Annotated in this window: 15 protein-coding genes and 1 pseudogene; 1 reads left to right on the forward strand and 15 read right to left on the reverse strand. The window is 40.8% G+C overall.

Features of this window, described 5'->3' with window-relative positions:
• Positions 1–8 precede the first annotated feature (8 nt).
• The 14 genes from ACU8YC_RS06600 to ACU8YC_RS06665 all read right to left on the reverse strand — a co-directional run bounded on the left by ACU8YC_RS06600 (position 9) and on the right by ACU8YC_RS06665 (position 12,756).
• Entirely contained in the window at positions 9–560 is a 552-nt protein-coding gene (locus ACU8YC_RS06600; protein WP_446895132.1) for a roadblock/LC7 domain-containing protein, read from the reverse strand.
• A gap of 2 nt (positions 561–562) precedes the next feature.
• On the reverse strand, positions 563–1,102 hold the full coding sequence (locus ACU8YC_RS06605) for a GTP-binding protein (RefSeq protein WP_151224782.1): 540 nt from the start codon (positions 1,100–1,102) through the stop codon (positions 563–565).
• A 37-nt stretch (positions 1,103–1,139) separates the two neighbouring features.
• The gene (locus ACU8YC_RS06610) at positions 1,140–1,502 is read right to left on the reverse strand and encodes a hypothetical protein (RefSeq protein ID WP_151217495.1); all 363 of its coding nucleotides are present in this window, start codon (positions 1,500–1,502) and stop codon (positions 1,140–1,142) included.
• A gap of 40 nt (positions 1,503–1,542) precedes the next feature.
• Entirely contained in the window at positions 1,543–2,754 is a 1,212-nt protein-coding gene (locus ACU8YC_RS06615; protein WP_446895133.1) for a tetratricopeptide repeat protein, read from the reverse strand.
• Positions 2,742–3,584, reverse strand: coding sequence for a type II secretion system F family protein (locus ACU8YC_RS06620; RefSeq protein ID WP_210904520.1), 843 nt, complete (start codon positions 3,582–3,584; stop codon positions 2,742–2,744). Before ACU8YC_RS06620 ends, ACU8YC_RS06615 begins: the two co-directional genes overlap by 13 nt.
• Before the next feature lie 19 nt (positions 3,585–3,603).
• Positions 3,604–4,509: a type II secretion system F family protein gene (locus tag ACU8YC_RS06625; RefSeq protein ID WP_187253485.1), complete on the reverse strand. Its 906-nt coding sequence runs from the start codon at positions 4,507–4,509 to the stop codon at positions 3,604–3,606.
• Positions 4,506–5,795: a CpaF family protein gene (locus tag ACU8YC_RS06630; protein WP_187253486.1), complete on the reverse strand. Its 1,290-nt coding sequence runs from the start codon at positions 5,793–5,795 to the stop codon at positions 4,506–4,508. Before ACU8YC_RS06630 ends, ACU8YC_RS06625 begins: the two co-directional genes overlap by 4 nt.
• 16 nt (positions 5,796–5,811) lie before the next feature.
• On the reverse strand, positions 5,812–6,960 hold the full coding sequence (locus tag ACU8YC_RS06635; protein ID WP_252837802.1) for a hypothetical protein: 1,149 nt from the start codon (positions 6,958–6,960) through the stop codon (positions 5,812–5,814).
• An 11-nt stretch (positions 6,961–6,971) separates the two neighbouring features.
• Complete coding sequence (locus ACU8YC_RS06640; RefSeq protein WP_446895134.1) at positions 6,972–8,402, reverse strand: type II and III secretion system protein family protein; 1,431 nt, start codon at positions 8,400–8,402, stop codon at positions 6,972–6,974.
• Positions 8,403–8,449: 47 nt separating this feature from the next.
• Positions 8,450–9,334, reverse strand: coding sequence for a hypothetical protein (locus ACU8YC_RS06645; RefSeq protein WP_446895135.1), 885 nt, complete (start codon positions 9,332–9,334; stop codon positions 8,450–8,452).
• 96 nt (positions 9,335–9,430) lie between these two features.
• Positions 9,431–9,682, reverse strand: coding sequence for a Flp family type IVb pilin (locus tag ACU8YC_RS06650; RefSeq protein WP_151217512.1), 252 nt, complete (start codon positions 9,680–9,682; stop codon positions 9,431–9,433).
• A gap of 420 nt (positions 9,683–10,102) precedes the next feature.
• Entirely contained in the window at positions 10,103–10,399 is a 297-nt protein-coding gene (locus ACU8YC_RS06655) for a PapB/FocB family fimbrial expression transcriptional regulator (protein WP_187253491.1), read from the reverse strand.
• A 56-nt stretch (positions 10,400–10,455) separates the two neighbouring features.
• On the reverse strand, positions 10,456–11,217 hold the full coding sequence (locus tag ACU8YC_RS06660) for a hypothetical protein (protein WP_370619942.1): 762 nt from the start codon (positions 11,215–11,217) through the stop codon (positions 10,456–10,458).
• Between the two features lie 909 nt (positions 11,218–12,126).
• On the reverse strand, positions 12,127–12,756 hold the full coding sequence (locus ACU8YC_RS06665) for a DNA-binding protein (protein ID WP_286544153.1): 630 nt from the start codon (positions 12,754–12,756) through the stop codon (positions 12,127–12,129).
• A gap of 330 nt (positions 12,757–13,086) precedes the next feature.
• On the opposite strand from ACU8YC_RS06665, the gene ACU8YC_RS06670 reads away from it, so the two are divergent.
• Positions 13,087–13,695 carry a DUF1062 domain-containing protein gene (locus ACU8YC_RS06670; protein WP_446895136.1) on the forward strand — a complete coding sequence of 203 codons (609 nt, stop codon included), beginning with the start codon at positions 13,087–13,089 and terminating at the stop codon, positions 13,693–13,695.
• A 76-nt stretch (positions 13,696–13,771) separates the two neighbouring features.
• Here the strand turns inward: ACU8YC_RS06670 and ACU8YC_RS06675 are convergent.
• Positions 13,772–15,670: pseudogene (locus ACU8YC_RS06675) on the reverse strand (methyl-accepting chemotaxis protein).
• Positions 15,671–15,696 lie beyond the last annotated feature (26 nt).

Below are 15,696 nucleotides of genomic sequence, written 5' to 3' on the forward strand. Positions count from 1 at the left end.
ACTATCCGTTATTGAATCAACTCTTTAACTTCATCAACTAATTTTTGCATCATCCAAAGAGCCTGGCCCAAAGAATCAATCTCACCTGAAACGGCCATCAGAACAACATCCAGTTGATTACCAGAGATAAGATAGATAAATACCGAGCGTTTACCATTATTCAGATATAGATACTGATATCCTGGGGCACCAATCTCTCTTAATATTGCTGAACCTATAGATTGCAGAGAACTCGACATAGCTGAGACTTTTCGAATAATCTCTTCACCGCCCTGATCAAGCACAGAAGATATTTCAAAACCATCTACTGTTGAAAGCACGAGGTTCTGTATATCTGGGAATTTACTTACATAATTATTCAATGTCTTATCAATCTGTTCTTTAAGAGCAGAATCTACAAAACTTTTGTCGTTATCACTTATCTTCTCTTGCTTTTCATCAAGAGGTTGAAGAACGACCTCAGGCTCTATTATTTGCTCAGGATGGCCTTCTACACTTGTACTTTTATCCTTATCTGAGCTAACTGTAAACTTCAATGGAAAAGGAAGTCCATTCTTCATAACTACCTCCTGATTTGCTTTAATAACACACTTAATACTGATACAACGGCATCTTTATTTCTGGCATCTATCCAGAGTATTGGGGACAAAATATTTTCCTTTTGGATAGCCTCTTTTAATTTCGATAATGCCTCAAGATTCAGCAAATCACTTTTTACAACAGCAATAACTGTAGGAAGCATAATCCGCTCACAGTCAGAACTCGTAGCGGTTGTATAATAATGAATATCCTCAATAGCGAATTTATCAGTTGCATCTATCATTAAAATAAGACCAGAGCAACCTTGCTGTAGAATTTCCCATGAAAAGGAGAATCTGGATTGCCCAGGAACACCATATAAACGCAATCGGCACTGACCAGCACGATCTTCCACAAGTAGATCCCCATAATCCAGGCCCACTGTCGTTTCTTTTTTTTCGTCAGAGGCCATAAATGACATGGCCACATCCGTTGAAACGACATTAATCTGGCTTGCAGAATTTATGGCCGTTGTTTTTGCCGAACCACTACGGCCTATAAATAAAACTTTATAATCATCCATATCTTTTATATTCAGTATAGGGTACGTGAAGCGAGTATTAAATTGATTCTACAGAAGATTCAACATCCATAACCTTACGACGTGCTAATGCCAGGTTACTTTCGCGTTTGTCTAACACAAGATAAATAAATACAGATTCAACTTTCTGTAAAGGACGCAAAATGTGGTATTGTTTTTCCAGCGTAATAAGAATATCCTCAATCGTTTCATTCAAACCAAGGAGTTTGATTGTTTTGAGCTTCGCCTTCAACACATCGGTATTGCCTGCTGCTGCGATCTCAATATCAATACCTGTGCCCACATGACCTAAGATCATTCCATTACGCGTATCAACTACGGCAGCGCAAACTGCGCCATCAAGTTCCATTAGATTTTCAAGTGAATCACTTAACTTACTCATAAACAACTCCTACTTTGGTTTAACTACGCCTCAATAAGGCTTAGAAAATAATATCTAATACTAATCGATTACTAGATATGGATGATTTTGGTGAAATATAAGCCCTAACCTGTTTCACGACGCGCTTGGCATTAAATGTCAGATATAAGTCGTCACCGCGCTGCTGTATTGAAACATCATTTAATGACTTAGTGTATTTTTTAATATTACGAGTTAAATCGGCCATTTTTTTGTTTGTTTTTATATTTTTCAAAACAAACTCAACATGATTATCACGCCCACCAGTTACTTTCTCTCCCTTAATAAAGGAAGATGAGATAAACACCAGACGAACAAATTTGCCATGTTCACCTATCACAATATTCTCCACCTGACCAGGGCCATCTGGTGATACGGCAACTTCTCGTGGAGCAATATTTTTATTTTCAGTTAGCACCTTAGTGTTATCTTCGCTCGCATTCAACAAACTTGAATTATTCTTTTTTGGTTGTTCGATAACACCTTGTGCTGAAACTTTCACACCGACGTCTGGCGACTTGCGTTCAGGAATCGTAGTCATAATACCATCAAGATCGGCAATTAAGCGTTGAGATGAGCCCTCCAGATTATTTTGCCGGATTAGCATATCTGCTGTGCTATAGTCGTTAAGCTTAACAAGTGTAAAAATCAGATTATGAACAATTTTTGGCGAATTATAACCTCTGGAATACAGGGGCATTAAATAAGATCTCGCGAGATTGTAATCCTTTTCTACAATAGCGATCATTGCCAGGTTATTATTTACAATATCCTCAGCAACAAACAAATTTCTTGCTTTTTCAAAATTTTCCTTCGCGTTTTCTAAATCGCCTAAATGTGCAAGGATTACACCTTTGAGGTTATAAGCCTCTCCCATTTTAGGATTTATTTTTATCGCTTCATCTATTTGCCTTAATGCGATCTCATCATGGCCAAGAGTGCTATTATTTTGTGCCGACAATAGCAAAGACTCATCCGTAGGAGAAGAACTTACCAACTCTTTAAGACAATTCTGCGAGGATTCATAATCTTCAATTTTGTTATAAACTTCACAGAGTTTAAGTCGAACTTCAGGTGTGTCATTCTTGCTAAGCTGTTCGCGATAAAATGCGATAAGTCCTTTGTAGTTATTAACTTTTGTTAAGATAAATTCTCGTTCTTTATTATCAAGGTTGGTTTGTGAACTACACCCTACAAGTAACAAAGAAATTACTAAAGCGCTTAACTTCCCCATATTGCCATCATCCTGATAAATCCGGGACCTGCTACGATCGCAAGTATCGGAAACATAATAAATAAAATCATCGGAGCCGCCATTTTAGCGGATAAACTAGCAACCTTTTCTTCAACGGATAAAAGCTGCATCTCTCGCATCTCCTTAGATAACTCAACAAGCACGGTACTGATTGATGCCCCATAAGTGATACTTTGTTGCAACGTGGTACAAAACATTCGTACCTCGGCGCTGGGAACTTCCTCATACAATTGGTCAAGCGCACTAACTATGCCACTCACCTCAATTTTAATAGCAGTTCTTTCTAATAAACTTGCGATATCGCTATTAATAAATTGGATGTTTTTCGAAATGTAAATTAAAGCATTCTCTATGGTCATTCCAGATTGAACACAGATAGACATAATATCTATAACATAAGGTAAATCGACATTTATTTTCTTTGTCTTTTTTTTCATTACATAATTCTTTATTCTTGGAGGAATAAGAATCACTAATACTAATGCCACGCCAATAATTATAGCCTGTGTTTGTTTATCATATTTAAGTATACCAAGCGCACCGAGAATAAAAATAAGTAACGAAAAAGCAATCACTATACCGAATTTCAAAAAAATATTAGAATCTAAAAAATCAAAAAAAGTCACTGTCTTACTTGTTTTACGATAAATTTTTTCAATATTTGAAACTAATTCTTCATTTTTGGCGACGATATTACCCTGTCTTCCCAGTACAGAGGAAATTTTCTTTGTTTTTTTGTTTTTAGTCAACAAATACAAAAAAGCAAAAAATAAAGATACCACAAAAAAATACAGGACATATAAGGACATTTGTTATGTCTCCATAGTTTTAAACAGCTTTATTCATCATATTCCATATGATCGCAAGTCCAAGACAAACGCTTCCAACAGCATAATACAAAATATATTTCCCTGACTCATGATTTATTAATATATCAAAATTCTCAGGACTTAAAAAATTCAGGACAAAGATAAAACCGACAGGGATCATAGCCAATACTTTTACTGACATTCTGGCTTCAGACGTCATCGTCAGCTTCTTGCGGTCGGTAATTTTTGCATCCGATATCTGTTTAGCTAAACGAGTCATTACTTCCCTGACCTGGCCTCCCCCATTAATGTTTATCATTACAGCGAGAATGAAGAAATAATACTCACGATAGGGTAAACGTTCATATGAATCCATTAACACAGTATTGACATCCTCACCAATACTAAGTCTGCGAGATACAATCTTAAGCTCAGGGCCGACTACTTCACCACTTAACTTATTACCACACTGGGTAATCCCTACCACTATTGAATTTCCAGAACTAATAGAGCTATTGATGATATTCAGCGCCTCCGAAAATTCAATTTCAAATAATGCCCTTTGTTTTTTTTGACTTGATTTGTAATGAACATAATTCAGCAGTATGAGTAAGAGTAAGGACGCGATGATGATATTAAACTTTAAATAAACAAAGTTAATATAAACACCTGCCAAAAACAAACCGATAAACAAGAAAGCATCTTTTGGCTTCATGTTACGGTACGTTGATTTCACGCTTCTGACGTCCCCCGTTATAGCTTGCTTTAAGCGTTCAAACAACTGGCTATTCCAGCTATTTTTTTTGGTGGTAATATGGAAACGTTGTTGACCGCCATCCAGTTTTTTTACTTTTTTGTAATAAATGAGCACCGCCAGAAAATTCACAGTACCAAGAACTACAAGTATAATAAAAAAAAGTGTCATTGAATCTGACTCCCAAATAATTCGTTCAAGGCATCAGTCATACCATAGATAACGCCCTGACGGTAAACGACAGATCGTTTCAAAAGACCATTAAACTTATAAGCCCCCTGAATCCTACCGTTCGCATCTCTTTGAGATGAAGCTTCGAATGTGAATATATCCTGGATAATAATATTTTCCCCCTCCATCCCCATTACCTCAGATATATTCATAACCTTTCGCGAGCCATCCGGCATACGTGAAACCTGAATAATCAGATGTATCGCCGATGAAATATTTCTCCTGATAGCCATCAACGGCAAGGACGCACTTGCCATCATCACCATACTTTCCAGACGTGCTATGGCATCGCGCGGCGAGTTGGCATGTAGAGTTGACATTGAACCATCGTGACCGGTGTTCATCGCCTGCAGCATCTCGAATGCCTCCTCACCACGACATTCGCCAACAATAATACGGTCGGGCCGCATACGGAGCGAGTTTATAACCAGTGAACGCATTGGGATCATCCCCTGCTGCTCCGCGCCGGCCATACGCGTTTCCATACGTACCACATGTGGTTTAATCAGACGAAGTTCAGCGGCATCTTCCAGAGTGATGATACGTTCTGTTTCACCAATATATTGCGATAAGGCGTTCAGCAACGTTGTTTTTCCGGAACCGGTACCGCCGGATATAATAATATTGACTTTGCAACTGGCAGCAATAACCAGGAAGTTGGCCATCATTTCATCCATACTTCCATAGTTAATTAAGTCACCTAACGTTTTTTTGCCTTTACCAAATTTACGAATTGAAATCGATGTGCCATCAAGAGTAATTGGCGCAATAACAACGTTTAAACGACTACCATCAGGTAAACGGGCATCAACCAGTGGCTGCGAGTCATCAACGCGACGCCCAACCTTAGAAACCAGGCGCCGGGCAATCTCTGTCAACTGCTGGTTACTGAGAAAAAACGTACCAACCTTTTCCAGTCGCCCGCTGCGTTCGACAAATATCTGTTCTGGTCCATTAACGAGAATATCGCTAACGGAATCATCTTCCATTAAATCTCGTAATGGTCCATAGCCAGAAATTTCATCAGCCACGAGTTTAATGAGTTCCAGCCGAAGTTGAGTAGATAAATATTGACCTATCTCAGCAGATACCCGCTGTAAAATATCACTTATCTCTGTTTCCAGTGCTGTTCTATCATCCTTTATCGCATCAATACGATCCAGGTCCAGTTTCTTAAGAATATTTTCCCTAAATATTCTTAATGATGATAGTTCATTAGGTCCCATTTAGCCTCTACAACCTCTATTTTTTACTAAATCGATTGATAATACTGGACAAATTAAATGTTTTTTTATTTTGTTTAATTTCTATTTTTTCACGTCCCAGGATCGCTGCCGATAATTGAAGCGCACGCTGCGAGAAAATATCATTCTCTTTCCGACTTTGATAATAGGGGAGTATTGTACAAATCTCTTTACCCAAATAATCCACAATATCTTCATTAGAGAATTTTTGCTTGTTATCAGCAACATTATACTCATTAATGCTAATGATGATTTTTCGTTTTATCACATCATTCTTTTGTCGCTCAAACCTTGCATACTCATCCAGCACTCTTTTGGCTGTTCTGAAAGATGAAAAATTTCGGCCAAGAACTAAAACGATAGTATTCGAATTTTTAAATATTAACTCTAAATTTTCTGCGGAAATTGCACAAGCGTTATGGTCAAACAAAGCGATATTAAAGTGATTGAATACTGGGTCGCTATAATTTAATGTCTCATTTACTGATTCCATTTTTATCGAGCGATTATCAGAGATTTTTTGCACTTTACTATCTGAAGCATCAATTTCATTACCTGAGATTAAGTCGAAATCTTTACTACCAGTAGCCCCCTGAATCAAAAGACAAGGCGCAGTTGTGAAATTATTCAGTGACATCAAAACTTCGTTGCTGATAGTAGAGGTACCGCATCCCCCTTTACATCCCAGAATACTTATACGTAGCGTCGACTTATCGGCGCTTTGTACCTGCGATTTTAAGATAACATTTGGTAATTCATTAACTTGCGTATTGATGTAAAGATATTTACTGCCACTTTTTTCTAAGGTTTTGGCAAATGCAATGGAATCAGTATTACCGATCAGTACATAATAAACATCATAAGGAACAATCAAAGACGTTACTTCATTAATCACATTAATGTCGTTTTCATCTTCAATATCCAGGATCATCCAACCTGCATCTTTGGTATCCTGATCGTCAAGATATTCATTAACTGCAACTTCCTTTTGCACAATGCTGCTTATATTGTGCATCATCAGCACATTTTTAACATCGAGCTGGATCTTTTGATTCCGTGAAACTAAAACCACCTTGCTTCTGTCAAGAACCACCCGATTACTGTCTTCTTTAGTTTCTGTATCCGTTGTTGTGCTAAACAGTCTCATATTAAATCCCCTTATTTAGCAAAGCCAACTTGATCAAGAAACTGAGCGGTATCCGTATTTAATCGATCGCTGCGCGTTTTTTCATCAACGCCAGTGTTAAAGAACAACCTGGTTGATGACGTTTTATTAAACTTAGGTAACGCTATTTTTTCACCAGATGACATAGGCTTCACCAAATTAACCGTTGCGAATACGACTAATTCTGTCTTGCTGCGCTCACTTCCAGCACGACGACCTAATGCACCCAAAACCGGGATGTCACCAATGAAAGGAACTTTGGTTAAAGTTTCAAGATCGGATTCATTCAACAAACCACCAATTGCAAAACTATCCCCGTCACCTAATTCAATCGTTGAATTCGATTTACGCGTTTTCAGCGTTGGAATTTGGTAGGTATTGTAAGCATATGTACCCGTTACGCTACTAACTTCGTTAGAGATAAAAAGCTTAATTTTATTTTTTCTCTCAACCTTAGCAGCAATGTTAAGACGAATACCGTATTCTTTGTAAGTGACTGTTGTCGCATCACGATCCTGCATCAGGATCGGAATTTCCCCACCGACGAGAAAGTTAGCTGATTCTCCTGATAAAACAGTCAGGTTTGGTTGTGCAAGTACTCTGGCAATTTTATCATTATGCACTGCATTAATAAGAGTACTGATATTTCTGGCATCAAACCCGTTTTTGAAACCTAACAGATTGAACGTTCCTGCTGAGTTTGCCGTCGTCCCCCCGCCCATCATGCTGTCGAGAGTTAAACTACTCCATTCGATTCCCAAGTTATCGGTAAATTCTTTTGTCACCTCTACCACAGTCAATTTTACGTTGACCTGATTCGATGATGGCAGTTCGATACGATTAATAATATTGTCATAGGTTTTGTAGCTGGCAAAAGGAATCTTGTCACTTTTAATCATCATATTACTGCCACCAACACCGTTGCTACTGGTATCGTCTGCCTCAACTTTTTTCTCTTCTGCAGATGTCCCGACTAAACTTCCAACCAGTTGATATACACCATCTTTGATTTCTTCACTTGGTGCAGTACCTGATAAGATATAAGAAGCCTTGCCACCATTATCGTTAAAACGCTTAATGATAACATTACTACCCGGATATTCCTGTCTGATACGCTGGGAAAGCTCCGGTAATAATGGATCAACACCGAGACTGACGTTATAAATAACCTTCGAATTAGCGCCGTATACCGATATTTCAGCGGTACCTACCTTTTTACCATACAACACCACAGCCTTATTACTGATAACCTTATAGTCAGCAATCTCGGGCGATGAAATAAAAACAGTTTTAATAGGCTCACTGGTTTTAATCTGCTTTGACATGCCCGGCTTTATATACATTTGTTCTGCAAGGCTTATTGAACTTATAAAGACAGTTGAGAACAATACACTTACTTGCCATAAAAAAGTGGTCAGACGCATTAGATTATCCTTTTTCAATTTACAGAACTATCACATCGATTAAGCGCTTATCCGCGTAATTCAGTTACACCATCTCGGGCAGGACCATCGCTCAGGCCCGGTGCAGGAAAATTGCCTTCAGGTAAGTAAGGAGCATCATCAGCCCAATTACTTTCTTGTAACAGCAACAAATTATCCAGTGTCAGTTCTTGTTGATCTTTATCACTCGCCGGGAATAAGACTAATTTAGTTCCTGTTTCTAACCCTTTCAGGATCTTCACATCATCGTTGTTCAGCTCAACGATTACCTGACTACCTTCGGCAATCGTATAAATGCCGTCTTTCTCTTTGCGTTTTGCTTTATTAATAGCAAGGACTCGTTTATTAGAAATAACTTTTTTTAAGCTACGACCAGTAACGGACGTGGGAGGTGAAACGATACTTTCCTTCATATCCCGACTAATTTCTCGTCCATATATCAAATAGATATCTACGCCAGTTCCGGTTTTCACATTGTCGAGAAGATAATTTTCATTACTCTGTAAGGTAAATGTATAGACAACATTTCCAGGCAACAAGAAAAGCTCAAAGTATTCTGTCGTACCGGGTTTGGCAACATCATTAAGCGTAATCATCGTATCTTTACTGAGATCCGACTTCAACGCCCAACCAGTGATATTTTCCAGTCCTTCGATCGCTTTTTTCTCTGCAGCGGTGACTTCGCTTTCCTTTTTCCTTATCGCGTTAATGCGATAATCGTCAGTGGTTAAAATTTTACCACGAGTTAAATCTTTAATAACCTCGACGCGTTTAACTTCAATCGTTGGCTCTTCTGGCTTAGCTTGAGTTAATGGCTGGACCTCCGTGTCCGGCGCATTATTACTGAAAATAAAAATACCGACAATACCGACTAAAATCATCAAAATATAGATAATGACGAGTTTCCGCTTCATTCTAATCCCTTAATACTTAAATAATTAAAACCTTTCTAAAAAAGAAAGTTTAGTCAAATATTCTCAGTGTTCTTAAAATCTACTTATGCAAAAATTTTACGGAGTTGCTCCGCCACCATTTATCATTGATGTAATTTTTGTCTGAAGTGTAGTAAACGTAGTGTTTAACATCTCCCGCACAGGTCCACTTGAACCGAAGATAAACAGCACCACTGCAGCTACACCTGCCACCACAATTGCATACTCAACAGCGGTTACGCCTTCTTCTTTTTTGAAAAAGTCTTTTACGCTATTTTTTATGTATACTTCGGCACCACAATAGGCCTTAAGTAAGGTATTATTTAACATATTTTTCTTCCTTTGAAAGAAATTTAAAAAACCAGTAAGAGCTTGCCCTTCTGACGTTTACTGTAATCAGTCTCAGGCAACTGAGACTCTTTCCTACATTACCGCTTTCCCCTACAACCTTTTTTTAACAACGAAGCGTTTGCCATCTGCTTTTGATTGATATTGGGTTAAGAAGTATCCTTTGCTCACTATTGCCGTGTAAGTTACCTGCTGAATTTTTATAACATTTTTTCTTTTCATAGCTACCGCACGGATTTTGTATTTCACAGAATCCAATAACTTACTTTCTGAATAAAAGGTACAATCGCCCCTGGCAAAAATGCCTTTTAAATACACTTAATAACTGAGGCTAAATAAAAATTTAACTTTACTAACAGTTTTAATACAGCCATCCCTATCAAATTAATGACTTCTGGCCTGTTATCCCGAACTGCATTCGAGTTCATCCTGTACATACGGGTAAATTCGTAACACAATCTGGTTTACGTCCTGCAGCCTGCGGTATTTCACCGACAGATGACTCTGAGATACACCGTTGCGTTCACATGCTTCCCGCCGCGACAGTCCATTAACCAGTACTTCTTCCAGCGCCAGCACCATTCGTGGATTACTGATGCTGCACAACACCATCAGCAATCGCAAATGACGAATATCCACCATCCCTGGTTGTAAATTACCTGGAATGGAATAACGCCTCTGATAATATTCATTACGCATCAGCATCCCCATAATCTTCTAACCTTGTTTCCCATTCTTTGATGAATTACTGGCGACTACGCGACAACTCTCATCTGGCATGTCATCGGGCGGTCTGAAGGTACCGGCCCCTCTTTCAAAGATAATGAGGCGATAAAGTCCCGCGGATGACCGGAAATTCTCAGTTCTTGTATAATCCGACTGCGATAGTGATATACCAATTTGTCGCTGCGGTTCAGACGCTTCCCCACCTCTTGTGCGGAGATCCCTCGTGACAACCATTCAGTCGCAACCTGCGCGCAGAGCCCTGAACCAATTCTTTCTGTCAGACGCCCGCACAACCATCGTTCCACGTGATTAAGGAGTATTGCATCACTCATTCGTCCCGGACATTCTGTCGAACAGGCCGCGGAGCTATATGTGCCCGCAAATTGCAGATCTGTCATGCAAGAACCGATCAACGCCCCCGGATATCCGGCCAATAGGCTGTCGTATTCACGTAGCCAAATATTGCCAAACCAAGAGGCTACCGCCCGGTCAGAGAATAATATTCGTGACTGTGTGATAACCACCGGCAATGCCGGATGCAAGCGACGAATATGGCATAGCAGACCGACATAATCCCTGGCAGGGATATCCAGAACAATAATATCGGGAACTTCAGTGCTTTTCGTACTTAAACAAGAAAATAAAGTTCTAAGATCTCCTGTAGTCTCTACATAAATTTCTTTTCCGCAAGCAGAATGCCCGCACAAATATTTCAATGCGATTGTTTTTGCCCACTCCGTGGAATAAACAATTGCACGTTGCAGAGCTTTTGATGTTTTCTCAGCACACATCCCAGGCAACCTCCTGTTGTCATGTACAAAAATACTGACAGGCCAGTTCTTTGTTACAAATATTCTTAAACAAATACTTAATGGGTAAAAATCAATAAAATCGATCGATAAGATCTTGAAAACTAATCAATACTACAAAACATTAGTCATACACTCAAATACAAAACTTTAAATAAGTGATGTTTCTATTTTTTTGTTTTTTGTCAAAAGCCATACAATTCATGTAATTAAGAATAATAATTACAATTTTTATATAATTTATATAAAATAAATAAAAAACCATTATTACAGCAAGTTAAATTATGTACTTCCCCCTCCTGTAAATTGAAGCTTGAGATATTACGCTTAGGATTAATTAATCAAACTAATGTATTAGCAATCGCACACATTTCGTTAATGTCTTAACTTTGATTTTTTTCAGACAATTTCAAACAGCATAGCCGTTCAATGAAGTGAGATTTCATCCAGGTCATCCGATGAGATACTTAAAATTAAGGAAAAAATTGTTACAAGGTAGAGAAAATTGCAGAGATCCCTGCAAGGTTTGAGTTGATAGCGGACTCAGTACACTATAGATGTCGCCTGTTCGCACACCGCGACTCTTACATAGCGTGTAGCCAACCAACATCAGGGTGGGACGGTTTGATGAATTACGACATCGCCTATTGCTATGTCCAAAAAGTAAAACGGTGCGTCATCGCAGGGTTAGCAGTAGAGCGTAGATCCAGTAAAGCAAGGCAATTTTGCCCTCAGATCACAATGACACTCATAGCCTGCATACATTAATATCATTATTTATCATATAGTTAATATGCTTTTGAGATGAACCATAACTTTTAATGTCTATACCTAAGTACTCTGCAGCCCCCCTGGAAAGGGTCTGTCAGACAAGTCGCTCATGTTCATTCATTAATTAGCCAGGCGATAAAACGGCACGTTTCTCACGGTTGCAGTCAGGTTATCGGACACACTCTTCTGTCCTGTAGCTATCCGCATCCCTGCTTTTCTTAGCCTCAGTACATCAGCAGCAATACGTTGGCTGCCAAACCAGAAGAGTCCATCCAGAGCAGTGACATCTAGACCCGATTCCAGCGCCAGCTTCAGACGTTCACGCGGTGCTTTCACTACTTTAGCAATCTGCTGATACGGCGCTTCGTTTAAGCCTGTGGGATCAATGCGCCGGATACGATGCGAGAGACGGTATTGGAATTCATCCGGTATTCCGCCAAGGCTCGCTTTCAGACTGTATACGCAGCCAAAGCGTTTGCCGTTAAAGAGGACGTTTTTCTGGCTAAGCTGTAGCTCATCACGCACGCTGGCGATCAGTTGTGGGGTGCGGAGTAGCAACAAGCGAAAAGGCAGCTCAAAGCTGGTCACATAGTCCACATTCAATAAAGCAATACGCAGACGCTCTTCCGAACCCGCCTTCATTTCCCGACATTCAGCAATAACATCAGCCCACTGACCGGTAAGACGAGAACTCTCAGCAGCCTCAGTAAAGCTGTACTTTTCAGTCTGATAATCAATACGTTCGGTCACACGGAATTCCTTTCTGGCCAAATATCGGTAAGGGTTGCTCACTTTACCAGCGACAGAATGCAACCGGAAGCCTGCTGGTTGAAGTCACCAGAGTGCCCGGCATCCGCAGTGACTTCAACCGTGACAACATAATGAATATTGATTGAACTCATATACTTAAAGGCTGCCACACTGGTAATCTCGCAAGATTCATTTGTTGGCAGACAGGATATCTGTGTTAGAAATCTTTTCTTAACCCGCTGAAAAATATCTGAAAAATATTTTTCTCACATAAAACGATGGTTCGTTCAAAACGGATCCGAATTTATTTGGGTTAAAAAAAGGTACAGAATGAAAGTCATATGGACAGTCACCCCTGTCGGCTACCAGCGCATTGCTAAGCGCTGCCCATCATGTAATGTAAAACGCGAATTCGCACCTTCCGGTGCGTTCAGAGTCAATTCGCAAAAGAAAGTACTTGATATCTGGAGCATTTATAAATGCACCCACTGCGAATACACATGGAATATCTCACTGTTTTCACGGCTTCACATCAGCAAAATTAATCATGAGCTGTATCATCGATTTATCACCAACGATGCCAGTACGGTTCACTATTTTGCCAATGATAAAGCGACCCTGAGCCGTAACAAGGCTGAACTTGCAGGTAAACCTGATTTTCGTATTCAGGAACAGTGGCAGGTCGGCATCAAAACCGGCCAGAAAGTCACCGTAACCATCAGACTTTCCCACTCTTTTCAGATTAGTGTGCTATCGATCTTGAAGCGCCAGCTTTTACTCAGCACCGCGGAGATAAAGAAACTGATAGATGAAGGCCATATTAGTGGTATTACGATGAAAGAGCTCAAATCCCGAAAACGAATGACAGGATATTTGGATTTTCAGCTGTCAGCAGTCACATTATATGCTCGGCGAAAAGTTGTTCTGGGCCAACGTTAACAGTATGAAGCTCACAATAAGATTGTGAGATTTAACCGGCCCGGGATGTTGTCTGGGCCGGTTAAACGGTGTCATGTCAAACCACGAAACGGTTAACTAAATCCTTCATAGTCACCGACAGATTGTCCAGGCGCTGGCTGTCGCTCGCGGCCTGAGAAACCAACGCCGCGTTTTGCTGCGTGACCTGCTCCATAGGCCGTAATGCCAGGTTTATCTGGGATACTCCTTGCGACTGTTCCGTCGCCACGCGAGCAATATCCGCAATATATTGCTTCATACTGGTGGTATTGTCTGCCGCAGCTTCCAGCGCGGTAGCTGATGCCGTAACCCGCTCAACGCCCTCACTGATTTTGACCATATTTTGCGCAACGAGCTCGCGGATCTGGTTAGCTTCTTTGGCGCAACGCTGCGAAAGATTCCGCACCTCACTGGCCACGACCGCAAATCCCCTCCCCATCTCTCCTGCGCGAGCAGCTTCCACTGCGGCATTCAGCGCCAGCAAGTTAGTCTGAAACGAAATATCGTCAATTGACGTCACAATATTCGAGATTTTCTCACTGGAAGCGCGAATATCTCCCATACTTTGATTTGCCGCGCTGGCGACGTAACTGGCCTGCCGAACCTCTTTTTCCAACCTGACTGTCAGATGCTCTGCGTCCCGGGCATTATCCGCCGTTTGCGTTATCGAGGTAGATAGTTGTTCCATGCTGGCTACAGCCTGTACGATTGATGCAGCCTGTTCATCTGTACGTTGGGCAAGATCCTGATTACCCGCCGTAATACTGCTGCTGGCATCAGACAAAACTACGGAGCCTTGTTTAATCTCCTGGACTATATGCTGAATACTTTCCAGCATCGTGTTGTAGGCGCGATTAAGTGACGAAAGCTCATCTTTCCCCGGGGTCGACAGTCGTTGAGTCAGATCGCCGTTCATGCCCGCAATCTTGCGTAGCGTTTCACTGAATTGACGATGCATATTGATTGCGATTGCCCCAGCGAACGTCAGTGATGCCAGTAATGCTAACATGCTGACAACCATATACGTTTGCCAGTTTTTTCGTGCGTCCTGTGCAAGTTTTTCCGCATTCGCCAACAGAAGATTCGCCGTGACATTTTCTATCTGCCGCATCACTTCAATACGCTGGGTTTGTACCTTAAACCAGACGGTAGGATCGACATCAAATCCACCATTCACTGCATGGTTAAACGCGGTTTCGCGCAATGAGAGCGCTTTTGACGCTTCTGGTGACTGCAGGCGGCTTTGCAACATGGCCGCCTGTTCAGGTGTGCTCAGGCGTAACGATTGTGCCAACCAGACATTCTGTTTACTGACGACATCACTGAGTTGATGTAACTGCCCTACGGCAAAATGACCGGAAGAAAAGATATTTGACAACAACGCGCGTTCAATACCTGCTTGTTCTTTTAAATTCAGCAAGTTGTACTAGGCGGCAAATGCGTTCGCCATCTCGCCTGAATCCGTCAACTGCCCCAGTCGGCCCACAAAACTCAACACATCAGCAATGACATTACTATAAAACGTAACCACATCGGATGCCGGAAGACCTAATTGCGTGACGTTTTCCCGGATGGTGGCAAGGGATAGAATGTTTTTCTTAAACGTGGCAACAGAAGCAGCGACATCCCCTTCAGGCAAAGCAGTATCGGACAGTGTACGCACAAAGACCTCGATCTCGCGATCGGTTAAAGCCCGCTGTACGTTTAATTCATCTTTAAACGTCTTCCCTTTAGCCCCCAGAAATCCGACGCTCATTCCGCGTTCTTTTTGCAATTCATGCACCACATTTCCAGCACTTCGTGCAAGCGCTGTTAGCTGGGCAATATTCTCCATCTGTCGTTCTGTTTCTATACGCGCCAATATTCCCGAACCTGCAAACCAACATAACGCCAATAACAGTGGTTGTAGCGCGATAATTAACTTTATTTTCATCGGCATTCGATAAACCCACCACATGTCACTCCCCTCCATTAACCATATTT

This window comes from Citrobacter sp. VF227 (genome assembly GCF_052950715.1).